Origin of the sequence: Segatella baroniae DSM 16972 = JCM 13447 (assembly GCF_000426585.1) — a bacterium.
Taxonomy (GTDB): domain Bacteria; phylum Bacteroidota; class Bacteroidia; order Bacteroidales; family Bacteroidaceae; genus Prevotella; species Prevotella baroniae.
In genome coordinates this window covers 243,816-269,907 of the sequence record NZ_AUFQ01000003.1, presented here as the reverse complement: position 1 = coordinate 269,907, position 26,092 = coordinate 243,816, and the positions used below count along the sequence as shown (strand labels likewise).

At 54.4% G+C, this 26,092-nt stretch carries 19 protein-coding genes and 1 tRNA gene; 10 read left to right on the top strand and 10 right to left on the bottom strand.

Annotated elements, in window-relative coordinates; translation table 11 throughout:
- The first annotated feature begins 15 nt into the window (after positions 1-15).
- The 5 genes from K334_RS0104175 (at position 16) to tsaA (ending at position 6,420) form a co-directional block, all read left to right on the top strand.
- A complete protein-coding gene (locus K334_RS0104175; protein ID WP_314826599.1) occupies positions 16-1,959 on the top strand; it encodes an NAD(+) synthase in 1,944 nt (647 codons plus the stop codon).
- Positions 1,960-2,364: 405 nt separating this feature from the next.
- The gene (locus K334_RS0104165) at positions 2,365-3,216 is read left to right on the top strand and encodes a patatin-like phospholipase family protein (protein WP_027444559.1); all 852 of its coding nucleotides are present in this window, start codon (positions 2,365-2,367) and stop codon (positions 3,214-3,216) included.
- Between the two features lie 13 nt (positions 3,217-3,229).
- The gene (locus K334_RS0104160) at positions 3,230-5,065 is read left to right on the top strand and encodes an LTA synthase family protein (protein ID WP_025880427.1); all 1,836 of its coding nucleotides are present in this window, start codon (positions 3,230-3,232) and stop codon (positions 5,063-5,065) included.
- A 9-nt stretch (positions 5,066-5,074) separates the two neighbouring features.
- Positions 5,075-5,740, top strand: coding sequence for a phosphatase PAP2 family protein (locus tag K334_RS0104155; RefSeq protein WP_025880429.1), 666 nt, complete (start codon positions 5,075-5,077; stop codon positions 5,738-5,740).
- Positions 5,737-6,420, top strand: coding sequence for a tRNA (N6-threonylcarbamoyladenosine(37)-N6)-methyltransferase TrmO (tsaA, locus tag K334_RS0104150; RefSeq protein ID WP_025880430.1), 684 nt, complete (start codon positions 5,737-5,739; stop codon positions 6,418-6,420). Before K334_RS0104155 ends, tsaA begins: the two co-directional genes overlap by 4 nt.
- A gap of 11 nt (positions 6,421-6,431) precedes the next feature.
- Here tsaA and tatC read toward each other — a convergent pair whose 3' ends face one another.
- The 7 genes from tatC to sppA form a co-directional block, all read right to left on the bottom strand.
- Positions 6,432-7,226, bottom strand: coding sequence for a twin-arginine translocase subunit TatC (tatC, locus tag K334_RS13455; RefSeq protein ID WP_025880431.1), 795 nt, complete (start codon positions 7,224-7,226; stop codon positions 6,432-6,434).
- Positions 7,226-7,432, bottom strand: coding sequence for a twin-arginine translocase TatA/TatE family subunit (locus tag K334_RS0104140; RefSeq protein WP_021588522.1), 207 nt, complete (start codon positions 7,430-7,432; stop codon positions 7,226-7,228). Before K334_RS0104140 ends, tatC begins: the two co-directional genes overlap by 1 nt.
- Before the next feature lie 127 nt (positions 7,433-7,559).
- Positions 7,560-7,632 (bottom strand) — tRNA-Phe (locus K334_RS0104135).
- A 141-nt stretch (positions 7,633-7,773) separates the two neighbouring features.
- Positions 7,774-8,838, bottom strand: a complete 1,065-nt coding sequence (thiL, locus tag K334_RS0104130; RefSeq protein ID WP_027444558.1) for a thiamine-phosphate kinase — start codon at positions 8,836-8,838, stop codon at positions 7,774-7,776.
- Positions 8,839-8,876: 38 nt separating this feature from the next.
- Positions 8,877-9,686 (bottom strand): purine-nucleoside phosphorylase, encoded by an 810-nt coding sequence (locus tag K334_RS0104125; RefSeq protein ID WP_081658022.1) that lies wholly within the window; start codon positions 9,684-9,686, stop codon positions 8,877-8,879.
- Positions 9,571-10,752, bottom strand: coding sequence for a tetraacyldisaccharide 4'-kinase (gene lpxK / locus K334_RS0104120; protein ID WP_025880434.1), 1,182 nt, complete (start codon positions 10,750-10,752; stop codon positions 9,571-9,573). The genes K334_RS0104125 and lpxK overlap by 116 nt, the downstream gene beginning before the upstream one ends.
- A gap of 13 nt (positions 10,753-10,765) precedes the next feature.
- Positions 10,766-12,535, bottom strand: coding sequence for a signal peptide peptidase SppA (sppA, locus tag K334_RS0104115; protein ID WP_025880435.1), 1,770 nt, complete (start codon positions 12,533-12,535; stop codon positions 10,766-10,768).
- A 704-nt stretch (positions 12,536-13,239) separates the two neighbouring features.
- Between sppA and K334_RS0104105 the strand changes: the two genes are divergently transcribed.
- The 4 genes from K334_RS0104105 to K334_RS0104090 all read left to right on the top strand — a co-directional run bounded on the left by K334_RS0104105 (position 13,240) and on the right by K334_RS0104090 (position 16,361).
- Positions 13,240-13,509 carry a co-chaperone GroES gene (locus tag K334_RS0104105; RefSeq protein WP_021588508.1) on the top strand — a complete coding sequence of 90 codons (270 nt, stop codon included), beginning with the start codon at positions 13,240-13,242 and terminating at the stop codon, positions 13,507-13,509.
- Positions 13,510-13,569: 60 nt separating this feature from the next.
- The gene (groL, locus tag K334_RS0104100) at positions 13,570-15,198 is read left to right on the top strand and encodes a chaperonin GroEL (protein WP_021588500.1); all 1,629 of its coding nucleotides are present in this window, start codon (positions 13,570-13,572) and stop codon (positions 15,196-15,198) included.
- 144 nt (positions 15,199-15,342) lie between these two features.
- A complete protein-coding gene (locus tag K334_RS0104095; RefSeq protein WP_025880437.1) occupies positions 15,343-15,675 on the top strand; it encodes a cupin domain-containing protein in 333 nt (110 codons plus the stop codon).
- The gene (locus K334_RS0104090; protein WP_027444557.1) at positions 15,672-16,361 is read left to right on the top strand and encodes an HAD family hydrolase; all 690 of its coding nucleotides are present in this window, start codon (positions 15,672-15,674) and stop codon (positions 16,359-16,361) included. The genes K334_RS0104095 and K334_RS0104090 overlap by 4 nt, the downstream gene beginning before the upstream one ends.
- Here the strand turns inward: K334_RS0104090 and K334_RS0104085 are convergent.
- The 3 genes from K334_RS0104085 to K334_RS0104075 are packed head-to-tail and all read right to left on the bottom strand — an operon-like array spanning position 16,328 to position 24,525.
- Positions 16,328-19,222 (bottom strand): PD-(D/E)XK nuclease family protein, encoded by a 2,895-nt coding sequence (locus K334_RS0104085; RefSeq protein WP_025880438.1) that lies wholly within the window; start codon positions 19,220-19,222, stop codon positions 16,328-16,330. The two genes, K334_RS0104090 and K334_RS0104085, sit on opposite strands and share 34 nt — an antisense overlap.
- Entirely contained in the window at positions 19,219-22,401 is a 3,183-nt protein-coding gene (locus K334_RS0104080; RefSeq protein WP_027444556.1) for a UvrD-helicase domain-containing protein, read from the bottom strand. The genes K334_RS0104085 and K334_RS0104080 overlap by 4 nt, the downstream gene beginning before the upstream one ends.
- 21 nt (positions 22,402-22,422) lie before the next feature.
- Complete coding sequence (locus K334_RS0104075; protein WP_027444555.1) at positions 22,423-24,525, bottom strand: DUF5686 family C-terminal domain-containing protein; 2,103 nt, start codon at positions 24,523-24,525, stop codon at positions 22,423-22,425.
- Between the two features lie 77 nt (positions 24,526-24,602).
- Between K334_RS0104075 and K334_RS0104070 the strand changes: the two genes are divergently transcribed.
- Entirely contained in the window at positions 24,603-26,087 is a 1,485-nt protein-coding gene (locus K334_RS0104070) for a glycoside hydrolase family 10-like protein (protein WP_025880439.1), read from the top strand.
- Positions 26,088-26,092: the final 5 nt, after the last annotated feature.

Here is a 26,092-nt window from a genome sequence, read left to right as displayed (position 1 = left end):
TTAAAGTTTCGTTCTATCATGGAGTATGGTTTTATTAAAGTTGCCAGTGCCGTGCCGGCCCTTCGCGTGTCGGATTGCGATTACAACAGGCAGCAGATCGAAGCCCTGATGGGGCAGGCGGAGGAAGCCGGCGTAGAGATTATCGTATTTCCGGAGTTGTGTATCACGGCCTACACTTGTCAGGATCTCTTCCGGCAGCAGGTGCTCATCGACGCTTGCGAACATGCGATGGTTGCCCTGCTCGACCATTCGCGCCAGCTCGACCTCATTTCCATCGTCGGTCTGCCCGTCGTGGTGGGCGACTTGCTGCTCAACTGCGCCGCCGTCATCCAGCGCGGCAAGCTGCTCGGGATGGTTCCCAAGGTCTATCTGCCCAACTACAGTGAGTTCTATGAGAAGCGTTGGTTCGCCTCGGCGCAGGACTTGCGTCCGCGCGAGATTCGCTATGCGGGCAACCGTGTCCTGGTGACCTCCAGTCCGCAGTTGTTCCGCACGGTGGGCGGTGCCCTCTTCGGCGTCGAAATCTGCGAAGACGTGTGGGGCCCCACGCCCCCCAGCAACGTGTTGGCCCTGGCCGGCGCCGACCTCATCTTCAACCTGTCCGCCAGCGACGAACTCATTGGCAAGCACAACTACCTGAGGAGCCTGGTGGCCCAGCAGAGCGCCCGAACGGCCACGGGCTATGTCTACAGCAGTTGCGGTTTTGGCGAGAGCACGCAGGATGTCGTCTATGCGGGCAGCGCGTTGATTTATGAGAACGGTTCGCTGCTGGCTGAAAGCAAACGGTTCATGCTCGACAGCCAAATGGTTGTCGCCCAAGTCGATATAGAGAGCCTTCGGTCCAACCGGAGAATGAACACCACCTTTGTCAACGCCCAGCGTCCCGACGCCAACGAGGCTATGACCGAGGCTGTCGTCATCGACTGCCAGGAGGTGGATCCCAAGCCGTTCGCGCTCGACCGTCACATCTCCACCATGCCGTTCCTTCCCGATGACAGCGATATGGACGACACTTGCGAGACCATTTTCGGCATTCAGTCGATGGGATTGGTCAAGCGCATGCTCCACACGCAGACCCAAAGGGTTGTCCTGGGTGTCAGCGGCGGGCTCGACAGCACCTTGGCGCTGCTGGCCTGCGTGCGTGCTTTCGACAAGTTGGGCTACGACCGCAAGGGAATCGTGGGCGTCACCATGCCCGGTTTCGGCACCACCGACCGCACTTACCACAACGCCTTGAAGCTGATGGCCGACCTCGGGGTGACCGTCAGGGAAATCAATATCGCCGAGAGTGTCGTCCGGCACCTCGAAGACATCGGTCACGACATGGACAAGCACGACGCGACGTATGAGAACGCGCAGGCCCGTGAGCGCACGCAGATACTCATGGACCTCGCCAACGAGCTGGGAGGAATCGTCGTCGGTACGGGAGACTTGTCGGAACTGGCCCTGGGCTGGGCCACCTACAACGGCGACCACATGAGCATGTACGGCGTCAACGCGGGCATTCCCAAGACACTCATCCGCTGTCTGGTGGGCTATGCGGCCGAATCCTGGCTGCAAGGAGACGCCGCCGCCATCCTGCGCGACGTCGTGGACACGCCCATCAGCCCCGAGTTGGTGCCCGCCGACGCCGAGGGGCATATCCGGCAGAAGACGGAAGACCTTGTCGGGCCGTATGAGTTGCACGATTTCTTCCTCTTCTATGTGCTGCGTTATGGTTTCAGTCCTCGCAAAATCTACATGCTGGCGTGCAACGCATTTGCCGGCAAGCACGACTCCGCCACCATCAAGCATTGGCTCACGACGTTCTATCGCCGCTTCTTCAGCCAGCAGTTCAAGCGCTCTTGTCTGCCCGACGGCCCCAAGGTCAGCAGCGTGAGCCTGAGCCCTCGCGGCGACTGGCGCATGCCCAGCGACGCCGTCAGCGCCCTGTGGGTCAAGCAGTGCGAGTCGTTGTAGACGGCGTGGTCGGCTTTTGAAACGGGAAGAGAGGATATGGGGTTCCATGTCCTCTTTTCTTTTGCGTTGACACCGCTGCGCTTTCGCGTTGCAAAAGGGCTGCGGTTGGCGTGCAAAAGGGCAGCGATGAGGTTGCAAAAGGGCTGCTTTGGGCGGCTGAAAGGGCTGCGGTTGGCGTGTGGTTTGCGGCAAATGGTTTTGCGACCACGTGCTTGTGTGAAAACGGCGAGGCGGCGTTGGCGGGTGCAGGCTGTCCCTTGGAGGATGAAAATGCACGCAACGATGGGTTCGTTTCCGTAAAACCGGAATGAAAACAAGGCTTTCATTCCGTTAAAAAGCCTGCCGGCAGCATGTAAAAAAGGTCGTTGCAAGGGGAAAGTCTCCGTTTTTTTGTAACTTTGCGGCATGAAGAAGGGATTGGTTTTGGAGGGCGGCGCCCTGCGGGGGCTGTTCTCCGCGGGCGTCATCGACGTGATGATGGAGAACCACATACAGATAGACGGCCTTGTCGGCGTGTCGGCCGGCGCCGCCTTTGGCTGCAATTACAAGTCGAACCAGCCCGGTCGGGCCATTCGTTACAACAAGGCTTTCGCCCACGACTGGCGCTATTGCAGCTTCAGGTCGCTGCTGACGACCGGCGATTTGTTTGGCGGCCGCTTTTGCTATCATGTCATGCCCACCCAACTCGACGTCTTCGACACCACAACTTTCGACCGCAATCCGATGGAGTTTTACGCCGTTTGCACCGACATGAACACCGGGCAGCCCGAATACAAGCTGCTGATGGAGCATGGCGACGAATGCTATGAGTGGATCAGGGCGTCGGCGTCCATGCCCTTGGCCTCGAAGGTGGTGCGCATACAAGGCCGGGAGCTGCTCGACGGCGGCATTTCCGACTCCATTCCCTTGGCGTTCTTCCAGCGGAAGGGCTACGACCGCAACGTGGTCGTGCTGACCCAGCCCGCCGATTACGTGAAGAAGCCCAATCGGCTCATGCCGCTCATGCGCTGGCAGCTGCGCCGTTATCCCCGCTTTCTGGAGGCGGCAGCCCGTCGCCATGTGATGTATAACGAGCAGTTGGCCTATGTCAGGGCCGAAGAACGGAAGGGCGACACGGTCGTCATCCAGCCCGAGGCCACCTTGTCGATTGCCCACATCTCGCACGATCCGGTCGAAATGGAAGCCGTCTATCAGCAGGGTAGGGCGGCCGCGCTGGCCAAGTTGCCCGACATCTTGAAACTCTATCAATCCAAATAAGTGCAGCCGCTGTATGAAAAAAGCAGTCTTAACTCTATTTCGAAACTATTTCTTTTGGCTGGGCGTCATGCTCTTGCAGAAGCCTTTGTTCATGCTGTGGTACCATCGCAGCTTTGCCGGCAACTCATGGCGCGACTGGCTGGCCGTGCTTTACCACGGGTTGCCGCTCGACATCTCGCTGTCGGCCTATCTGTCGGCCGTCCCCATGCTCATCGCCCTGGTGGGGATTTGGCTGCAAGGGGCGTGGAGGCGAGTGGCGGAGCAGGCCTATTACGGGATTGCCGCCCTGCTGGTGGCCCTGACTTTCGTCGTCAACATCGGGCTGTATGACTTTTGGAAATTCCCGCTCGACGCCATGCCGGTCTTCTATTTCTTCACTTCGCCCGCCGACGCCTTTGCCAGTGTCAGCCTGTGGTTCGTCATGGGAGGGCTGTTGGCCGTCGCCGGTGTGGCTGCGGCCATCTTCCTGGCGGCACGCCGTTGGTTGGTGACGCCGCAGGAGGACTGCCGGCAGCCGTCCCGTCGGCTGTTGACGACGCTGTTGCAGCTGGTCTTGACGGGCTTGCTCATCATCCCCATCCGTGGCGGCGTCACCGTTTCGACCACCAACACGGGCAAAGTGTATTTCAGCGGACAGCAGGAACTCAACCACGCGGCCGTCAATCCGATGTTCAGCCTGATGGAAAGTCTGGCCCATCAGGAGGATTTTGCCAAGCAATATCGGATGATGGACGAGGCGGAGGCCGACCGGATATTCAGGAGCATGGTGCAGACGAAGTCGTCGCCGGCCCATCGGTCGCTGCTGAAAGAGGGCGAAACGCGGCCCGACGTGTACATCATCGTGATGGAGAGCTTCTCCAGCAAGCTGATGAAGACGCTCGGCGGCCTGCCCAATGTGGCGGTCAACCTGGACGGTTTGGCCGCCGAGGGCGTGCTCTTCACCCGTTTCTATGCCAACAGCTTCCGCACCGACCGCGGACTTGTGGCCGTATTGAGCGGCTTTCCCGCCCAACCCACGATGAGCCTGATGAAATATCCCCGCAAGACGGCCCATCTGCCGTCCGTCGCCGGTGTGCTGCGACAGGCCGGTTATGGCACCGACTACTATTACGGGGGCGACGCCGACTTCACCAACATGCGCTCGTATCTGGTCAACAGCGGCTATGAGAAGATTGTATCCGACGTGGACTTCCCCGTGAAGGACCGCTTGAGCAAGTGGGGCGTGCACGACCATCTGGTCTTCGCACGGCTGATTGCCGACGTGAAGGCCTATCGGGGCCGGCGGCCCATGCTCCGCGTGTTGCAGACTTCCAGTTCGCATGAACCTTTCGAGGTGCCCTATCATCGGCTGAAGAACAAGCGGCTCAACGCCTTTGCCTATACCGACGACTGCATCGGCAGGTTCATCGCCCAGCTGAAGCAGACCCGCCGCTGGCAACATTCGCTCGTTGTGCTGGTGCCCGACCATCTGGGATGTTATCCCGAGGACATTCAAAATACCGATTTCGGCCGCTATCAGATTCCGTTGCTCTTCTTGGGAGGCGCCCTGGACGGCCCCGCCCGCATCGACCGCCTGGGCAGTCAGAATGACATTGCGGCCACATTGCTGGCCCAGCTGGGGCTCGACCACAGCGCATTCACGTTCAGCAAGGACATGCTCGACCCCACGACGCCGGCGTTCGCCTGGTTCGCCGTGCCCGATCTGCTGGGTATGGTGACGGAAGAGGGGGCCGTCATTTATGACAACAAGTTGCAAAAGGTGGTGAACCGCCGCGGAGATACCGACCGGCCGCTGCGCATGGGCAAGGCCTGGCTGCAGAAGTTGTATGACACCATTGGCAATTTATAGGAGGGAAAGATGGAAACATTATTGCAATATCTGATCGATATGGACAGCCGTATCTTTCTTTCCATCAACGGAATGCACGCCCCCTACTGGGATTCATTCATGTTCTTGGTCAGTGGAAAGGTCATCTGGATTCCCCTGTACGTGACGTTGCTGTTTGTCTTGCTGCGCAACTTCAGTTATGTCGTGGTGTTGAAAATCCTTCTGGCGATAGGTCTTGTCATTCTCTTCACCGACACGCTCACCTCACAAGTGATTCGCCCGGCTGTCGGTAGGTTGCGTCCCAGCAATCTGGAAAGCTCCATCTGCGGCATGGTGCATATCGTCGACGGCGTCCGTGGCGGGCGTTATGGCTTCCCATCGGCCCATGCCGGCAACTGTTTCGGGTTGAGTTTTTTCATCTGTTATTTGTTGCGGAGGACGTGGCTGTCGGTGTTCATGATTGTGTGGGCGCTGTTGGTGTGCTATTCGCGCATGTATCTTGGCGTGCATTATTTCGGCGACGTGTTCGTGGGAATGCTCTTCGCGTTGTTCGCGTCGACCCTTTCCTACCAGATGTTCCTGTGCGTCAACTGCCCTTGTCATGACCGTGAGCTGAGAGATTTCCATTGGCCGGCGTGGATGGGACTGGCCATCTTTGGCGGCATCGCTGTCGTTTCCATTTTCTATCGCGTATGACCATCGAACCCATAGCCCGTTTTGAGTCGCCGTTTCGCTCCAAGTTCGGTATTCCCAAGCAGAGCGGACTGGTTGAAGAACTCGAAGGACGGATTGTCTTCGAACCGAAATTCAGGAATGCCGACGCCCTTCGAGGAATGGAAGGATTCGACTATCTGTGGCTCATTTGGTCTTTTTCGGCCAACAGCCACCAGGCCGTCAGCCCGGTGGTGCGGCCTCCTTTGCTCGGCGGAAATGAGAAGATGGGCGTATTTGCCACGCGCAGTCCGTTTCGTCCCAATGGAATTGGCCTGTCATGCGTGCGGCTTGACCACGTGGAATGGGAGACACCACGTGGTCCTGTCATCGTTGTCAAAGGGGCGGACTTGATGGATGGCACGCCCATCTTCGACATCAAGCCCTATGTGGTCTATGCCGATTGCAAGCCACAGGCCCGCAGCGGCTTTGTAGACACAACGCCCATCGAGCGTCTGCGTGTCGTCGTTCCGGAAGCGTTGCGGGCGAAGTTGGGCGAAAAGGAAGCGCGGGTGCTGACACAAGTGCTGTCATTGGATCCGCGTCCCCATTACCAGAACGACCCGCAAAAGACGTATGGAATGCCTTTTGCGGGCCGGGATGTCAAGTTCAGGGTGGAGAACGGCGTGCTGACGGTCGTCGACCTGGTTGACGAAAGCCTTTGATTTCCTTTGTTTTACTTGGAGTTTTCTGACGATTCCAGCTTGGTGTCGTCTTGCTTTCGGCGTTCTGTCACTTTCACGATGAGAATGCTGAACTCATAGAGCAGCCAGATGGGAAGGGAAACGATGAACAGCGTGAACGCGTCGGACGTCGGCGTGATGACGGCGGCGACGACGACGATGGCCACGAAGGCGTGTTTCCGATAGCGTTTCATCCACACATGCTTGAGCACGCCCATGAGTGCAAGCAGCCAACTCACGACGGGAATCTCGAAAACGAGGCCGAAGACCAGCGACATCATGAGCAAAGTGTCCATGTAGGACTGGATGGTCAGCATGTTCTGGACGTCGGAACTCACGGAATAGGTGCCGAGAAAGCGCACCGTCAAGGGAAATATCAGGAAATAATTGACCAGCGCCCCCACGCAGAACATGGCGTAGGCACTGCCAATGACGCGCACGGAATATTTGCGTTCGCTGTCATACAAGGCGGGCGCAATGAACTTGTAAAGCTGATAGATGATATAAGGCGAAGCGCAAAGAATGCCGAAGAAGAGTGCTGCCTTCATATGAACAAGAAACTGTTCGGTGAGCCCCGTGTTGATGAGAGTGATGCGAAAAGGCTCCGTTTGCAGAATTCTATAGGTGATGAAGTCGCAGTCTTTCGGTGCCAGAACAACCTTGAATAGTATTTCTTTGAAGCTGAATGCGAGTAGGGCGCAAAGCCCTCCCACGATGATGATTTTGAAAATGACGCTTCGCAGGACATCCAGATGGTCCCAAAAAGAAAGCTCGTCGTTTTCAGCCATCACTTGTCATTGGCGTTGGTTGTGACTTCTTTCGTGTCTTTCGCTTCCTTTTCGGTGGGGTTCGTGTCGTTTTCGAGGCCGTTGAGGCCGTCCTTGAAGCTCTTGACGCCTTTGCCCAGACCTTTCATCAGTTCGGGAATCTTCTTGCCGCCGAACAGCAACAGGATGATGAGCGCAATGATAATGATTTCTTGTGTACCTAACATGTTCTTTAGTTTATTGGTTTATCTGCTTGCAAATATAATGGAATCGGGTGGAATATCAAAAGGAAATGTCAAAATATAAGCAAACTTCAAGTAACAAAAAAGCAGCCATTGCTGACTGCTTTGTGCGTGGTACCACCAGGAATCGAACCGGGGACACAAGGATTTTCAGTCCTTTGCTCTACCAACTGAGCTATGGCACCATCTTCTTTTGCGGTTGCAAAGGTAGCAATATTTATCAATTTGCAGCATGGTGGCCAAGGGAAAGTGAGTTTGGTTAATCTTTATTAACGAAAAAGGCTCGCTTTTACGGACTGGGAAGTGGGTTGCAGGGGAGTGGAATCCTATTTTAGAGGATTCCATCCCTGTGCTTGGAGTTCAAATTCTTGGTCATCCCGGGTGATGAGCATGCAGCCGAGAGAGGCTTTGGTGATATAACCGATCTGGCGAACGTTGTCCATTGACTCCAGTTTCTCATGGTCGCCGATGGGCACGGTGAACAGAAGTTCGTAGTCTTCGCCGCCATTCAGCGCGCAAGTCGACAGGTTCATGTTGAACTCTTCGGCCATGACGGCGGTCTGATAGTCGATGGGCAGCTTGTTCTCATAGACCCGGCAGCCGCAATGGCTCTGCTTGCAGATGTGCAGCAACTCGCTGCTCAGCCCGTCGGAGATGTCCATCATGGCCGTGGGGCGAATGTTCATCTCACGCAATTTGGCTATCATGTCGCCGCGGGCTTCGGGTTGCAGCTGCCGCTGGAGCAGATATTCCTTGCCCGCAAAGTCGGGTTGGAAGTGCTGAAGGTCTTTCAGCGCGGCTTGGTCGCCCTTCTTCCGCGCCTCCTCCACCTGCTGGTAATAAACTGCTTTCTCGCGTTCCAGCAGCTGAAGGCCCATGTAGGCGGCCCCCAAGTCACCCGTCACGCAGATCAGGTCGGTCTCTTTGGCACCGTTGCGATAGACGATTTCCTCCTTCCGGGCTTCACCGATGCAAGTGATACTGATGGCCAGGCCCGTGTAGGAAGACGTCGTGTCGCCGCCGACAACGTCCACCCCCCAGCGTTCGCAAGCCATGTTGAGACCCGCGTAGAAGGCTTCCATATCTTCCACGGTGAAGCGTTTGCTGAGCGCAATGCTCACGATGAGCTGGCGGGGCGTGCCGTTCATGGCGAAGATGTCGCTGATGTTGACCGTTGCCGCCTTGTACCCCAAGTGCTCCATATCGATGTATGTGAGGTCAAAATGCACCCCTTCCATCAGCATGTCGGTAGTGACGAGCACTTCAGAGTTGGGATAATGGAGCACGGCACAGTCGTCGCCGACACCATATCGGGTAGAGTTGTTCTTGAGCTTGATGTCTTTTGTGAGTCTTTCGATGAGTCCGAACTCTCCCAATTTCGCTATTTCCATTCTTTGTTTCTTTACCTATTTTATATATAGAGGCTTGTTTATGAGCGTCGAATCATCTCGCGCATGATTTCCGTCATCAGCGGTTGGGCGGCGTTGGCGGCCTTCTGCACCTCCTCGTGACTTACCTCAACGGGCACGTCGAAGCCACCGAGGTCGGTGATGATGCTGATTCCGAACGTCTTGATACCGCAGTGATGGGCCACGATGACTTCGGGAACGGTGCTCATGCCGACGGCGTCTCCCCCCATCAAACGGTACATGCGATATTCCGCCGGGGTCTCGAAGGTCGGTCCCTGGACGCCTACATAGACGCCGTGGTTCACCTTGATACCCTTTTCCCGTGCAATCGTGTCGGCCAAGTCGCGCAGCTGTTTGTCGTAGGCTTCGTGCATGTCGGGGAACCGTGGGCCCGTGGGGAAGTTCTTGCCATTCAGCGGGTGTTCGGGGAAGAAGTTGATATGGTCGTCGATAACCATGAGGTCGCCGATCTTGAAGTCGGGGTTCATGCCGCCCGAAGCGTTGCTGACGAACAGTGTCGTAATGCCCAGTTCGTACATGACACGCTCCGGGAAAGTCACATCCTTCATCGAGTAGCCTTCATAATAGTGGAAGCGTCCTTCCATGGCCATGATATCCTTGCCGCCGAGCTTGCCGAAGATGAGCCTGCCGGCGTGTCCTTCTACCGTCGATACGGGGAAGTTGGGGATTTCCGAATAGGCAAATGAGTAGCTGTCAGTTATTTCTGAAGCTAATTGTCCGAGGCCTGTCCCCAGTATGATTGCCGTCTTTGGGCTTGTGGTCATCCTTTCTTTTAGCCAGGATGCTGTTTCTTGAATTCTTTCGTACATAGCTTATGATTTGATTGTTAAAGTTCTCTTCTTGATTCAAAAGGAATCTCACTTGGATCGGAAGGGCATACATGGCGTCGCGCACGTCCTGCGACAGCTGTTCCGCCGTGCGCAGTCGAGCCGCATCCTTCTCTGTCGTGATGATCATTTTAGGCCCTTCCATCGCTTGAAAGACCGCATTGATATGTTCCTGGTCCTTGCGACTGAAATGGTGGTGGTCGGCATAGGCCAACTGCGTGATTTGCGTTTGATAGCCCTTCAGGTCGACAATCAGCTGGTCGGGGGAGGCTATGCCGGTGAGCAACAGGATGTTTCTGTCCTGAATCGTGTGGAGGGGCAGGGGGGCTTTGTCGTCCCCGTAGACCGGAACCAGGTCGTTGTAGTCGATTGTCGAGAAGTAAAGCGACTGGTAAGGGTATAGGTTCATCGCCTTGGTCAGCACACGGAACTCCATCGGTTTCAGGTCTTTGGGGCATTTGGAGACAATCACGATGTCGGCCCGGTTCTTTCCCGACTGCGGTTCACGCAGCCTTCCCGCCGGCAACATCTTGTCGTAGATGATCAGTCGGTGGTAGTCGACCAGCAGAATGTTGATTCCCGGCTTCACGTAGCGGTGCTGGAAGGCGTCGTCCAGCAGGATGACGTCGGTGCCTTTGGTGCCCTCGTCGTGGGTCAGTCGGTCGATACCTCGTCGTCGGTTGCCGTCGACGGCTATCGTCAGGTCGGGAAACTTCGTCTTCATTTGCATCGGTTCGTCGCCTATCTCCCGCATGGTCGACCGGCTGTCGGCCAGCCGGTAGCCCCGCGTCTTGCGCTTGTAGCCCCGGGAGAGCACGGCCACCTTCATGTGGTCTTTCAGAAGTCTGACCAGATATTCCGTGTGGGGCGTCTTGCCGGCGCCACCCACCGTGATGTTGCCGATGGAGATTACCGGCACGTCATAGGCCCGGCTCTTGATGATTCCCATGTCGAAGAGCGCGTTGCGCAGCCGTACCGCCGTCTCGAACAGCCAGCTGAAGGGCAGCAACCATTCGTTGATCTTGATGAAATCTCCTTCGGTTCTCATGAGGGTTCCTGTCTTATTTGACGAGCGAAACGAAGAAAGGCAAGCGTGCCTGTACGCGGTCCATCGCCTCCAGGTCGTGCTTCATCTTCAGCGGTTCGTACATGTCGCCCAGCAGAAGCCTGAGCTTGCCGTTCAGATAGTTGTCCACGCTGTCGTCCATGTCGAGCAGTTGCTCCAGCAATCCCTGCTCTTCAGGGTGGCGCGTCACGCCGTAGTCGTCAAGTTTGGCCAACTGGGCCGCCTTTTTGACGGCCGTGTCGAGGTTGCCCAGGGCGTCGACCAGACGGATGCGGAGCGCGTCCGACCCCAGATAGACATGTCCCTGTGCGATGGCCTCCACCTGGTCCATCGTCATGCGACGGCCTTCGGCCACGCGTTTCTTGAACAACCAGTAGCCCCGCTCCACGCTTCTTTGCACCATGTTGAACTGTTCGTCGGTGAGGAAGTGGCCCTGTGCATCCATCACCGAGTTGCGGTTGGTCTTCACCTCGTCGAATTTCATGCCCAGAAGTTGGGTGTACAGCTTGCTGTGGTCTTTGAGTATGCCGAAGATTCCTATACTTCCCGTGATGGTGTTGGCGTCGGCCACGATGTAGTTGGCCGCGCTGCTGATGTAATAACCGCCCGAAGCAGCGGCTCCACTCATGGAGACGACGACGGGTTTCTTCTTTTTCAGTTCCATGATCTGGTGCCACATCTGTTCAGAAGCATAGGCCGAACCGCCTCCCGAGTTGATGCGCAGCACCACAGCCTTCACGTTCTCGTCGTCGGCCAGGTCGCGCATGTCCTTGCAGAAGTCGTCCCCCACAATCTGGCTGTTGCCTTGGAACAGGCTCTGCGGACTGACATTGTCGACGATTTCGCCCACGGCCGTGTAGACGGCAATCTGGCTTCGAAGCCCATCGACAGGCTCTTCCTGCAGGTCATCGACCGCCACCTGGTTGATGTCGTCGTCCTTGTCCAGCCCCAACATCTTGGCAACGACGCCTTTCGTCTGGTCGTTGTAGATGAGACCGTCGACCATGCGGGCCTTCACCAGTTGCTGCGGATCTTCCAAAGTGATGAGGCGGTCGGCGTAGGCGTTGAGCGAATCCTTGCTGATCTTGCGGCTTGCGGCCACGTCGGTCACGATTTTGTTCCACCAGCCGTTCAGGTATCGCTCGGTCTGCTCACGGTTGGCGTCGCTCATTTTGTCCTCTGTGTAGTATTCAACGGCACTCTTGTACTTGCCCACCTTCACGGGAACGGCCCGAATGCCGACCTTGGCCAGCATGTGTTTGACGTATTGCGTTTCGCCGCCGAGGCCCATCCAGTTCAGTTCTCCTGCCGGATTCAAATAGATTTTGTCGGCCAGTGACGCCAGATAGTAGCTGGCTTGCGACATTCCTTCACCGTAGGCGATGATCCATTTGCCCGCTTTCTTGAAGTCGGCCAGCGACTGGTGGAGTTCTTCCAGATGGGCCATTTCCGCTCCAAAGCTGTTGGCCTGGATGAAAATGCCTTTTATCTTGTCGTTGTCGGTGGCGTTTCGGATGGCCCGCTGATAGGCTTCGAAGCTCATGCCGTCTATGCCGTTGAGCTTGTAGAGGAAGTTGTCTTCCGTCCGTTCGGTCATGACGCCGTCCAGATTGAGCACCAGGACGGAATTGTCCTTGATTTCGTTACTCCCTCCGGAGGCTGCGAGAATGCCGACAAGGCTGATGAAGCCGAGCACGGTCATTAGAAAACCGAAGAGAAACAGGCCCACCATGGTGGCGAAAACATGCTTGAAAAAATCTTTCATATACGTATGCTGTGTTTGTGAATTGTCTCAATGACAGGGCGATCGTCACCTTTAAGGAGGTTCGACGCATTGCGACATTGTTGCAAAGATAAAAGAATTTTGACATTTTGCAAAGCGAATGGCTCCTTTTTATAATATAATGTGGCAAAGTTTGTGGCCCGAAAGGCTTCCGGCCGCTCGACCATGGGGGGCCGAAAGCTTGTCGGCGACGCTGCTTTTGTCAAGAAAGAAGAGTGAATTTTAACACTTCCGAGACTGCCAATCCAGCGTGGAGACAAGGCGACGGACTTCCGGATGGCGGATGACGGGTGAGCCGTTCGGGAACAACGGCTGTGCTTTTGGAGTGTCAGGGCATTGCCGTTGCAGGCATAAAACGCAACTTTCAGAGGCCGAAAGAGCCGTGGAAAGGACGCGAAAGCATGGCCGTTGGCCGATGAAAAGCGCACGGTGAGTGGGTGTCTGGTTGTATAATGTTGATAATGAGTTGGTTATATTCGTGCTGAAAGTTCGCGTATTTGCTGGCAAAAAACTTTTTGTGGGAAATATTGCAGCCATCGACGGGGTTCATGTCAAATAATTTCATAAAGATGAACTGACATCTTTGTCAGCCCATTGACAGTTTTGTCAGGGTTTTGTCGCTTGGCATGCTTTTGGCATTAAAGGGGCAGTGACAAGCTAAAAGAACACTTATAAAACATAGAATTATGAACATTAAACCGTTAGCAGACAGAGTGCTGGTGCTTCCTGCGCCAGCTGAAGAGAAGGTAGGAGGAATCATTATTCCTGACACGGCCAAGGAAAAGCCACAGCGTGGCAAGGTGGTTGCCGTTGGGCAAGGTACGAAAGACGAGCAGATGATACTGAAGGAAGGCGACGTCGTGCTCTATGGCAAGTATGCCGGTACCGAACTTGAGAACGACGGTGAGAAGTATCTGATGATGCGCCAGAGCGACGTTCTCGCAATTGTAGAATAAATGGACGGCCGTCAGGCCCCATTTGACATTTCAAATTCAACATTTCACATTAAAAAAGATATGGCTAAAGATATTAAATATGATGTAGACGCCCGCGACTTGATGAAGAAAGGCGTGGACCAGTTGGCTAATGCCGTTAAAGTGACACTCGGCCCGAAGGGACGCAACGTAGTGATTGAAAAGAAGTTCGGTGCTCCGCAGATTACCAAGGACGGCGTGACCGTCGCCAAGGAAATCGAGTTGGAGGACAAGTTTGAGAACACCGGCGCGCAACTCGTCAAGAGTGTGGCCAGCAAGACCGGCGACGACGCCGGCGACGGTACGACGACCGCCACCATCCTGACGCAGGCCATCGTGAACGAAGGCTTGAAGAACGTCACCGCCGGAGCCAATCCGATGGACTTGAAGCGTGGTATCGACAAGGCTGTCGCTGCCGTTGTGGAGCACATCAAGAGCCATGCCGAGAAGGTGGATGACAACTATGACAAGATAGAACAGGTGGCAACCGTCTCTGCCAACAACGATCCTGAAATCGGAAAGCTCCTCGCCGACGCCATGCGCAAGGTGTCGAAAGACGGCGTCATCACCATCGAGGAAAGCAAGACCCGCGACACCAACATCGGTGTGGTTGAGGGTATGCAGTTCGACCGTGGCTATCTCTCGGGCTATTTCGTTACCGACGCCGAGAAGATGGAGTGCGTGATGGAGAATCCCTACATCCTTCTCTACGACAAGAAGATATCCAATCTGAAGGACTTCCTGCCCATTCTGCAGCCCGCCGCTGAGAGTGGACGCCCCCTGCTGGTCATCGCGGAAGACGTTGACTCGGAGGCATTGACCACGTTGGTTGTCAATCGTCTGCGTGGCGGCCTGAAGATATGCGCCGTCAAGGCTCCCGGCTTCGGCGACCGTCGCAAGGCCATGCTCGAAGACATCGCCGTTCTGACCGGTGGCGTCGTCATCAGTGAGGACAAGGGCTTGAAACTGGAGCAGGCAACGCTCGAAATGCTCGGCTCTGCCAAGAAGGTGACGGTTTCAAAGGACTACACCACCATCGTCGACGGGGCTGGCCAGAAGGAGAGCATTGCCGACCGCGTGGCTCAAATCAAGAATGAGATTGCCAACACGAAAAGCTCTTACGACAAGGAGAAACTGCAGGAGCGCCTGGCCAAGTTGGCCGGTGGCGTGGCCGTTCTCTACGTCGGCGCCAACTCGGAAGTGGAGATGAAGGAGAAGAAAGACCGTGTGGACGACGCCCTTTGCGCCACGCGTGCAGCCATAGAGGAAGGCGTTGTGGCCGGTGGAGGCACCACCTACATCCGCGCTTTGGAAGACCTGAAGGACTTGAAGGGTGAGAACCAGGACGAGCAGACCGGTATCAACATCGTCGAACGTGCCATCGAAGAGCCGCTTCGGCAAATCGTCGCCAATGCGGGCGGTGAGGGTTCGGTCGTTGTCAACAAGGTTCGCGAGGGCGAAGGAGACTACGGTTACAATGCCCGCAAGGACGAATACGAAGACCTGCGCAAGGCCGGTATCATCGATCCGGCCAAGGTGGCCCGCGTAGCGCTTGAGAACGCCGCTTCCATCGCAGGCATGTTGCTCACCACCGAGTGTGTCATGGTCGACAAACCGGAGGACAAGCCCGCTATGCCGGCTGCGGCTCCAGGCATGGGCGGCATGATGTAATCAGACTGTCGTAGGACTATCACATGGAATAAAGGCGGCAAACCTGAAAGGTTTGCCGCCTTTTTGTTTTTATCTTCTCGGATAATGCCGATTCAAAGCATATTTTTATGTACTTTTGCGCTTGCAAACCAATATGCAATCATTATGGTGATAGATTTCAATGGCATGGCGGAAGCCCGCATCATGGGCTTCAAGGGAGGCGAAGGAGAGTTGCGGACACGCAATTATGTGGACGAGAACATCAAGATCATGAGAAGCGCGCTTGCGCCGGGTGCGTCGAGTGGTGACCATCTGCATGAAGTAAACTGTGAGGTCATCTATGTCCTGAAGGGCGTGATGACGTTCTTTTGCGATGGTGAGAAGGAATCGGTGGCAGCAGGGCAGGTGCATTATTGTCCCAAAGGACATGTGCACCATTTCGTCAACGAGACGCCCGAAGCTGTAGAGTATCTGGCCATAGTCCCCGAACTGCGATGAAGCTGAAGGCGATAGCGTTCGACGCGGACGACACGTTGTGGGACTGTCAGTCCCATTTCGACAGGGTGGAGGAGCGGTATGCTTCGATTCTGTCACCTTATGCGGCGGCGGAACAGGTTGGAAACAGTTTGTTTAAAACCGAAACCGGCAACATGCCACTGCTGGGATATGGCTGCAAGGCTTTCACCATCTCGCTCGTCGAGAACGCGATTGCGGTGAGTGGAGGGCGTATCTCGGCTGACATGATAGCCGAAATCATCAAGTTGGGAAAGTCGCTGTTGCGTATTCCCGCCACGCCGCTGCCCCAAGTGAAGGAAACGCTGGCCCATTTGCGCAAGCATACGTCGTTCAGGCTGGTCATGTTTACGAAGGGAGAGCTTCTGGATCAGGAGAACAAGCTGAAGCGTTCGGGGCTTTCGGAGCATTTCCATTTGGTGAAAGTCGTGTCCGACAAGACGCGAGAAGCGTTTCTCGACTTGTGCCGACAGCTGGACATAGCCCCTGATGAGCTGCTGATGGTGGGCAACTCACTCCGCTCCGACGTGATTCCGGCGTTGGAGATAGGGGCACATGCCGTGCATATCCCTTTCCATACAACTTGGCAACATGAGATGATAGACGACTTCACGCACAGCGATCTCGTGACGATTCGTCACTTTTCCGAACTCTTGCAGATTTGCCGATAGGGACAGTTGGTGCATCGGCCGGTCTCTGCCGTCGGCTCAAACGGCTTGGACGGATTCAGGATGTCGGCCATGAGGGTCGACAGGTGGGCCATGAACTCATCGCGAAAAGCGGCAATGTCGGCTATTTCATCCTTCCCCAAGGCCAGCGTCGCCTTGTAATCCTTGTTGAAGGTGTTCTGAATGAATAGGAGAGAAGGGCTTACGGGAGCGTTGTCGGGGTTGAGGTCATGCTTCTCTTTCACCATGACGGAGTAGAGCATGGCCTGTAGGTAGTAGTCGGAATGCTTGTCTATGTTCTTCGGAACGAAGATGTCCTCAACGCCGTTGATTCCCCCCGCGTGTCCGGCCCGTCCTGTCTTGTAGTCTATGACCTGCAATCCCTGCCCCGGCTTGAAGTCAAGCCGGTCGATCTTGCCGCACAACTGAATCTTTTTAGGGCCGTCGTCGGTCTCGGTCTCCACCCATTTGTCTATGTCCAGCTCTGTTCCAAGAACATTGAACGAGGCTTTGCGGATGTCCAGTTCAATCAGGTTTTTAAAGTAGGACAAGATCACTTGACGGTTGATGAGTTCCAGGCCGTTGTATTCTACCTTCTCTTGGATGGCCGTCTTGAAGAGTTCTTCCTTGAAAGCTCTGTCCACCAGCTGGTTGAGCGCGATGGTGTTCTCCTTCGCCTGGCGCAAGTCTTCCGCGTGAATGGTGACCTTTCTTTCCGCATAAGGTTGATAGAACAGTTCTGCCACCCGATGAAAGATATTGCCGAAGATTCTGTTGTCGATACCTTCGTCCTCACGATCGCTTTGCTTGATTCCCGCAATATATTGGAAATAGAACCGAAGTTGGCAACGCAGGTAAGTCCCCAAAGCCGAGGGCGAAATCCTTGTCAGGCCGTCCAAGATGTGCATTACGTTTTCATCTTTGGGAATGCTGGTGCTCGCGACGGTGAGCGGAACTTGCCCGGCATTGAGGTTGAGGCGGCGGATGGCATGCCTGCTCTCCACCATGAGTTGGAGCATGAACCGGCTCATTTCGCCGGTCTGGCCGTCATTGACCGCGTTGTTGTAGAGAATGGTGACATCCTTTGCACGTTGAATCAGCCTATAGAAGTAATAGGCGTAGATGTTGACTTTATGGTCTATCGTCGTCAGCTGGTTTGCCTTGCGGATGGAATAAGGGATGAAGGAGGCGTCGTTGACCCCTTTCGGCATGTTTCCTTCGTTGCAGGAGAGAATGAGCAGGTGGTCGAAGTCGAGGTTTCTCGTCTCAAGAACGCCCATGATTTGAACACCGATGACGGGTTCTCCATGGAAAGGGATGGAGGTGGAGGCGATGAGTTGCTGGATGAGCTTCTGCAATGTTGCTACATCCACCACCAAGTCACCTGAATCTATCAGCCCCAAGAGGCGGTTCAACAGGGTGTACATCCTGAAAAGAGACTCTTGGAACAGCGGGTCTGTGGCAGCTTGCGTCCACTCGGCTTGTTGGGAAGAATGGATTCCGACACTCCGTAGTACTTCACAAGCCCACTGACAGATGGCCCTGTTGCCCTCGGCGTGTCGGAACAAGAGGGCAAGTCCGTCGTCAAGAGCCAATTCTTTCTCTGAAAGCAATACGCGATGGCTGTTCTTGAGTTGGAAAACGGCCTCCTGAAGGCTGGCTGACAGAAAGGAGGAATAGGGATGGCCCAAAACTTTTTTCACCCAGTGCCACCTGAACTTTCCTGCTTCCGCCTTGAAGCCTTCCGTCTGCAATGAGAACAACAGCTTGACGAACGTAGAGACGGGAGATTGCTGCAATGGATAGCCTGTCGTCACGTTCACTTGCAACTTCTTCTCCCCATTGTCTTGATAGGTGGGTGGAAGGCTGTGGATGACGGTCGGGAGCAGGCTTTCGTTGCATAGGATGACGGCCGTCTTTGCGCCGTCCTGCATCCTTTTCCTCTGCTTGAGCCAGCTGCTTACATAGCGGGCTTGGATGTTTTCCGTCGCCGCGCTGACGAAGGAGATGTCCTTTTGGGCCGACATGTGGTGGTAGAGGAGGGTGTCCGTGTTGTCAAATTCATTCGGATAGTATTTCAAATAAGAGGCGATATAGTGTCCGGCTTCCTTTTCCACTTCGTTTTCGTGCGGCATGTAGAAGTCGTCGAAGTCCCAGTAGAACTTGGCTTTCCCCTGTTCCTTCAGCCTGTCGCACAAGAGCAGTTCTACTTTCTGCATCATGTTGAAGCCCACGAAGATGTAGGTCTCATATTTGAAATCGAGTTTCTGTTGCTCGACAATCTCCCGATAAAGCATGCCTTCGTAGGCTATATTCTGCTTTGTCAGACGCTCCTTGAAGTCTTGATAGATGGCTTCCAGGTGGCTCCATAGGTTTAGGAACCGCCTTTTCAGTTCGGAATCCTGGTCGTCCTGAAAGTTATTGAAGAAGCGTCGGAGGGCCATGCGCTGCTCTTCCGTAAGATAATCCAGACTGTCCATCTCATGGATGTCCTTCAGATTGGAGAAGATGAGCCGTGAATCTCCCATGTTCTTGTCAATGTCGTCAAAGTCAGCAAGCAGCAATTCCCCCCATCCATAAAAGCGATCCAGCTTCTCGTCCAGCAGCGTCACCTCGTTGAAGCTCTTGTGTAGGTCACAGATGAGCTTGATGGGGTCGCCCACGGTCTTGGTGGAGTGCTGTCGGAACAAGTCGCTGATAGTGATATAGGCAGGACTCCACAATGGTTTGTCCACGGCTTGGGCCAGATATTGGTTCAGAAACAACGAAGCACGTTTGTTGGGAAATACGACCGCTATACGGGATAGGTTCGTTCCATATTTGCGTATCATGTCGTTGGCGACATCTGATAAGAATGTTCTCATTTTACTTCATCTATCTTGTTGGTGTAAACATACCAGAGATAACCCTTTACATTGGTATGTCCCATTTCTCTCAGCAGCTGCATGTATTCGCTCACCTGTCTTCGGTGTTCTTCCTTCGGAGTGCCGAACTTGAAATCAACGACAATCATTTCCTGGCCGTCGGTCATCACGCGGTCGGGCCTGCGCTCCATCAATTTTCCCGCTATGGGATCGTAGCGCAGGATGGAGCATTCGTTGTGCAAATCCCACCTGTCCGAGAACCAATCCTTGACCGTCGGGTTGTCGAATCGTTTTTGCAGCATTGTCTTGACCTTGTCGTAGGTCAGATAGTTGTCGAACAGGACGCCATCGTGCTCCAGCGTCGCCAGCACGGTCGGTATGTCGGCCGTTGTTCCAATCGACGCGAATATCTGATGGAATACATTCCCCATCTTTATATATTGTCGTTGTGTGCCCTCGTCGTCCTCTTCACCGTTGACAAAGTCCTTGCTCTTGTTGCTTTGTCTGAAGTCCACGATGGTCTTGTAGTTCTTTATTTGGATGGCAACATCCTGCGGCTTGACCTCAAAGATGTTGTCAGTCTTGGTCTCATCCTGTTCTTTCTCCATAGGAATGTCCAGTTCTCCGAAAGAGTAGGAGTCTCCCTTTATGAAGTCTTCAAGCAGCTTCGACCTGTTCTTGTCGGAACATCCCTTTTGTCCATACACGAAAAGGTTGCGCTTGGCACGTGTAAAACCAACGTACAGCAGGTTCAGATTGTCCACCATGTTCTGTAAATGCTCTATCTTGTAGTCCTGCGCAAAGATACTGTTGAGCATTTTGCTCTTGTCGAAATCGACGGGAATCAAGCTGAGTTGGTCATAGGGAGCTTCGGTCGGCTTGCACCAAATGGTGTTGCGCTTTTCCAAGAGCCAGTCGCAGAAAGGCATGATGACGTGGTCAAATTCCAGACCTTTGCTTTTATGGATGGTGATGAGCCTGATTCCCTTTTGTTCGCTGCTCTGGATGGATTTCTTGTGCAGGTCTTCGTCCCAATACTTGAGGAATGAAACAACATCCGCCACATTTTCGTTGAGAAAATTCCCCAACTCGTCAAAGAAAGCGCACACGTATGCGCTTTGCTTGTCCAAATCTTTCAGGTCGAAGATGTGGTATATTTTCTCCACCATGTCCATGACAGGCATGACGGACAATTCCTCCAGGTGCTGTATGAAGGCCGTCGGCAGTTGTTCGTCCACGCTTTTCCCCTTGATCAGGATGTCGGTGATTCTTTCTTCGGTCTTTTTGATATTCTTGCGATGGTTCAACAGCAGGGCTGCCTTCGCTATCTGGTCTGTCGGGTCGGCTATCACCCGCATCGCCATGACAAGCATGTTCACAGCCAAAGCGGCGTCCAGGTGAAACGCCTCGTCGCTGACCAGCCTGACATGGGGCATGTGTTCCATGAAGTAATCGCCTATGTCCTGAATCGTCGAGTTGTTTCTAACGAGTATCGCAATGTCACTCTCCCTGGCTCCGGCGTCCAACAACTCCTGCACCTTTCGGCCCACATGCTCCAAGGTCTCCGTGACATAGCTGTTGGATTTGCTTTCAAGCAATTTGATTTCCACAAGACCACGCGGCACGTCTTTGCCTGGCGGAATCCGTTGCGCCACATCCGAATATGCTTTCAACAGTTCTTCGGCTTCTGCGGGCGTGTCTTTGGCGAGCGCATTGTATTCCTCTTGCCGGGCAAACATGAAGAATTTGTTGTTGAAATGAATGATGTTGGCGTCCGAACGATAATTCGTAGCCAGCGTTTCCGACTCGATTTGCTGTGGATTGAACTGCTGCTCCAGCTTGTTCAGCAACCGCCAGTTGCCGTCACGCCATCGGTAAATGCTTTGCTTGACGTCACCTACGATCAGGTTGAACGCGTTTTCGTGACTCATGCACTCCTTCAGGAGCACCTTGAAGTTGTTCCATTGGATGTTGCTCGTGTCCTGAAACTCGTCTATCATGATGTGTTCCAGTATGACACCGATTTTCTCGAAGATGAACGGAGAATCGCTTTGACCTATCAAGTCGTGCAACAGCGTTTGCGTGTTGCTCAAGAGGAAACGGTTATGGTCGTTGTTGATGTCCCTGACTTTCTCTTCGATGTATTTCAGCAGACGCAACTGGTCGATGTGTTGTCGAATCATGCGGGCGCTGAGAATCTGCCGCAACTGCCTTTTTCTTAGTGTTTCCGACTCGGAAATGAACTCCACCAGCCGGCTCTCGGCCAATTCGTAGGCTGCGTTCCCCGCCGTCTTGTCGGCTTTCCGCACCCAGCCGTCCGCGCTTTCGGCCGCCTCTCGCGCGGATTTGTTGTAGACAATGTTCTTCTCTCCCTCGTCCACATATCTGCCGGTCTTCAGCTTTGTGAAATAATTGACGGCGTTTTTCTTGAAATCCGATTCCTGCAACCCGTGCTGTTCCAGCAGTTCGAAGAACGCATCTCCTTGCTCCTTGATGTGTCGGTCGCCTTCTTCTTCAATGCTTTTCAATTGTTTTTTGAAGGCATTGAAGAAGCCTTTTTCATGAAAACGTTCATTGATTCCGGCAACGTTCGCCTTGTATTCGTCTTTGAAAATGTTTCTTCCGAAGTCCTTGATCTTGTCAATCACGTTCCACGACTTGTCGTCCTGCATGGAATCGGATATGTATTCCATAATCCAGTGGAGCACGGGAGACTTGCCGTCGAGTTCCTCTATCATTTCGTCGACGGCCTTCTCTTCAATCTGAATATCGTTCAGGGCCACCGTCAGGTTCGCGTTCAATTCCAATTCGCGTGCCAGGTTGCGCAAGACGGTTTGGAAAAACTTGTCGATGGTCTCCACCCTGAAGTAGTTGAAGTTGTGGAGTAGGAGATGCAGGGCCATCTTCGCCCGTTCTCTGACGACGCCTTCGCCCAGTCCCGTCTTGTCTTGAATCTGCAACAGATAGTCGTTTTTCTTCGCGCCGGTGAGATAGGCCAGGGCATACAGCTGTGAAAGAATCCTCAGCTTCATCTCTTCCGTGGCCTTGTTGGTGAACGTGACGGCCAGAATGCGCTTGAAGTCATAAGGATTGTTGATCAACAATGTCATATACTCGACGGCCAGCGTGAATGTTTTGCCGGCCCCCGCACTCGCTCTATATATCGTCAAACTTGCCATTTCTTTATCCTTTCTGCCTTTCTACCAGCGTCTGAACAGTTCAAAACCGAACTTGCACCCCACTTCCTTGAACCTTCCGTTGCTGTTGTTCACGAATACGCCCATGCTGAACAGGCGGGTCGTAAAGCCGATACCGGCTTCCAGATAGGGATGAAGGTCTTTCGCGAACAGTCCGTTGACGTAGATTCTCTCCATTTCGACGAAATTTCCCAACCATGGCAGGCGCGAAACGACCAGTATGGGGCTTTCATACGTGAGGTTGCTGCGGGCATACCAATTGGAAGTGTTGTACTCGTCGCTGTTCAACAGTGCGAAGTCACAGCTCCAGTCGTCGCTCCATCCACCCGGAATGTTGTTCTCTCTGAAGTTGGAATAGTCCAGGAAATAGGCATATCCCTCTTTTCGTGTGTAGAATCCGGTGCCCAGTCGCATCTGTATGCTGTGCAGGCGCGTCGGCCTCAGTATCCACTGGCCGTCCAGCTCCCACCGTTCATAGTTGATATCGCCGTTCAGGAACTTCTTGATACCACGCTCCCAGTCCAGCGTTATGTAGGGGCCGTGCCACCCTGTGGGCCGCCACTGCCACTCCATGGTCGGCGCCACGGACTGATAGACGGCGGGCAGCTTGGCTTTTCTGTAGAAATCCTTTTCCACAGCGGTGCGCTTGTGGTGGACGAGCCCCACCTGGAAGCTCCAGTTGTCGCTGATGTCGTAGTTGTTGGAGAGCTTGAGGCGGGTGTCTTTGAAGAAAGCCTTCCGGTCTTCGCGCACCGTTGTCTCGTCCTTGTCGGTGCCGGGTGTCCGCTGTTGCCTCTTCGCGTCGTCTTCAATGATGTCTTCCGCCTTCTTCGTCACCCTTTGGTAGCGCGTCCAATTGCCGTTGCCAACTTCCATATTGATGTAGCCGTTCCTTCGTTTGTTGTAATAGAAATAGAGGGGGAGGGTGAAATAGAACTGTTTCTGTTTGAAGGCGTAACCCGATTTGAAGCGCAGGTTCAGTTCGCGGTTGGGTGTGAAGAGGTATTGTGTCCTTACATCAAACTTATAGGTGAAGCCCCGTTTGTGGTCGTAGCCCATGTACAACGGGTTCAGGATGGGGTTTATTCGGAGATATCCCTGGTTCTTGTTGCCGTAGTTGCTCTTGATGCGGTTGATCAGGTTGTCGCCGATCATGTCCCAGAGGCGTTCTTTCCATTTGGGAGTATTGCTCTTGATGGAGTCCTGCGCGGCCCGGCTGTTCCGCATGTCTTCCTCGTAGGTTGACAGGATGGCCGTTTCTTCCATGTTCAAAGCCACGGGTCTTATTTGCTCCATGCGTTCCGCGTCGCTTTCTCCGGCCATGTCTTCAGGCTTGATTTCAGGCAAGTTGTAGACCGCCCTGAAGCTGCCTTTCGTCCGACTGCCCATGAAGCTGAAGTTGCAGAACAGCCGGACGTCCTTGGGGAGCAGCGAGCGGAAGCCTTTTTCGCCCATGTACAGGTTCATGTTGAATCTGATCATGTCGTATTCGCCGCTCAGTGTCGCGCTGATGACCCTGCCGTCGACCGCGTTCACGATGGCCTGCCCCACAACCAGCTGTGTGTTGGTGTATTTCGGCTTGAAGGCGACGCGCGCCGTGCCGTTGGAGAGAAAGGTGACATAGTATTTGTAGAACCTGATGTTGTTGACATGAAAGGGCGAGAATATGCTGTTCTCTATGATGGTTTCATGGTATAAGTCCGGAGTCATGTATTTCAAGACCGTCGTCATGCTGTGGCGTCTGTGTGGAATGGTCGTGATGTCGAGCACCTTGCGCGTCTCGTATTTGCCAATCCCTTTCAGACACACCTTCTCATAGGTCTCCGTGATGTACTTGCGCCTTTTCCCGTGGGCGATGGCATACATGCTGGGGACCACCAGCAGGGCCGCGTTTCTGCGGCTGACGTTCAGCGTGTATTTCGTATAGGCGTAGGTGGTGGTGCCGTAGCAGCCTGTCGTGTCGACATGCTGGGCGTAGTTCAAGATGCGTTTCACCATGGACAAGTCGGGCCGTTCGACGCCCATCGACGGCAGAAAGTGCATTGCCGACAAGAATCCCAGCAGTAGATGGATGCGTGTTCTATGATGAATGTGGCGTACTTTCATTTAGTTACAAATGTAGAGTTTTTTTTCAGATTCCCAAAATTTATACTTATTTTTGTGCCGAAATAAGAAATAGCAAGATGAAGAACTGTCTTTTGTTCCTTGTTTTGTTCTTGGCGCTTCCTTTGGGCGCACAGAACAAGCGGGAATTCCGTGGTGCTTGGATTCAGATTGTCAACGGCCAGTTCCAAGGCATGGGCACCGAACAGATGAAATCCACATTGTCTTACCAGCTGAACGAGCTGCGGCGCGACGGTGTCAATGCCATCATCTTTCAAGTGAGGGCCGAGTGCGACGCGCTTTATCCCAGCCCCTACGAGCCGTGGAGCCGTTTTCTCACGGGAACGCAGGGCCAGGTGCCGTCTCCCTATTGGGATCCGTTGGAATGGATGGTCGACGAGTGTCACCGTAGGGGCATGGAACTGCATGCCTGGATCAATCCCTATCGGGCCAAGACCAAGTCGACGGGCCTCTTGGCGGCCAACCATGTCGGCGTGGCAGACCCGGAACGCACGTTCAGCTACGACCAACAGCTGATTCTCAATCCAGGGTTGCCCGCCAATCGGGACTACATTTGCCGGGTCGCCGCCGACATTGTACGCCGTTACGACATAGATGGCTTCCACATCGACGACTACTTCTATCCTTATCCGGCTGCCGGACTGCCGATTCCCGACCAGGAGACTTTCCGCCAATACAACAACGGTTTCAAGAACATTGCCGACTGGCGGCGTGACAATGTGAATCTTTTTATCCGGCAATTGAACGACACGATACATTCCATCAAGCCATGGGTCAAGTTCGGCGTCTCGCCTTTCGGCATTTATCGCAACAAGAAACAAGACCCGCTCAACGGCAGCGACACGAACGGACTCTCCAATTACGACGACCTCTATGCCGACGTTCTCTTCTGGATCAACAAGGGATGGGTGGACTATACCGTACCGCAGATTTACTGGGAGATAGGAAACAAGGCCGCCGACTACCGGACGCTCATCACCTGGTGGAACCGCCATGCCGCCGGACGCCCCCTGTTCATCGGCGAGGACATCGTCAGGACGGCCAAGTTTGCCGACCCCGCCAATCCCTCCAGCCACCAGTTGCCTGCCAAGCACAAGCTCCATCAGCAGATGCGCAACGTGAAGGGAACGGTGCTTTGGTATGCCAAGGCTGCCGTCGACAACGTCGGCAACATCGGAAGTACGCTTCGTGATTATTACTGGAAGTATCCCGCGCTCATGCCCGCCATGCCTTTCATCGACGGAAAGGCACCCAAGAAGCCGCGCAAGCTCAAGCTGCTGGACACCGAAGACGGCCCGGTGCTCTTCTGGACGGCCCCGAAGGGCCGCAAGTGGGATGATGTGGCGGCCAAATATGTCGTCTATCGGTTTGACGCAAAGGAGCATGTCAATCTGGAAGACGCCTCCAAGATAGTCGAGATCACGCACCGCCCGATGTACCGACTGCCGGCTTCCGCGCTTCAGGGCCGCAGCGTCTATGTCGTCACCGCCCTCGACCGGATGAGCAACGAGAGCAAGGGCGCCAAACGAAAAGTGCGTTTTTAAGTAGA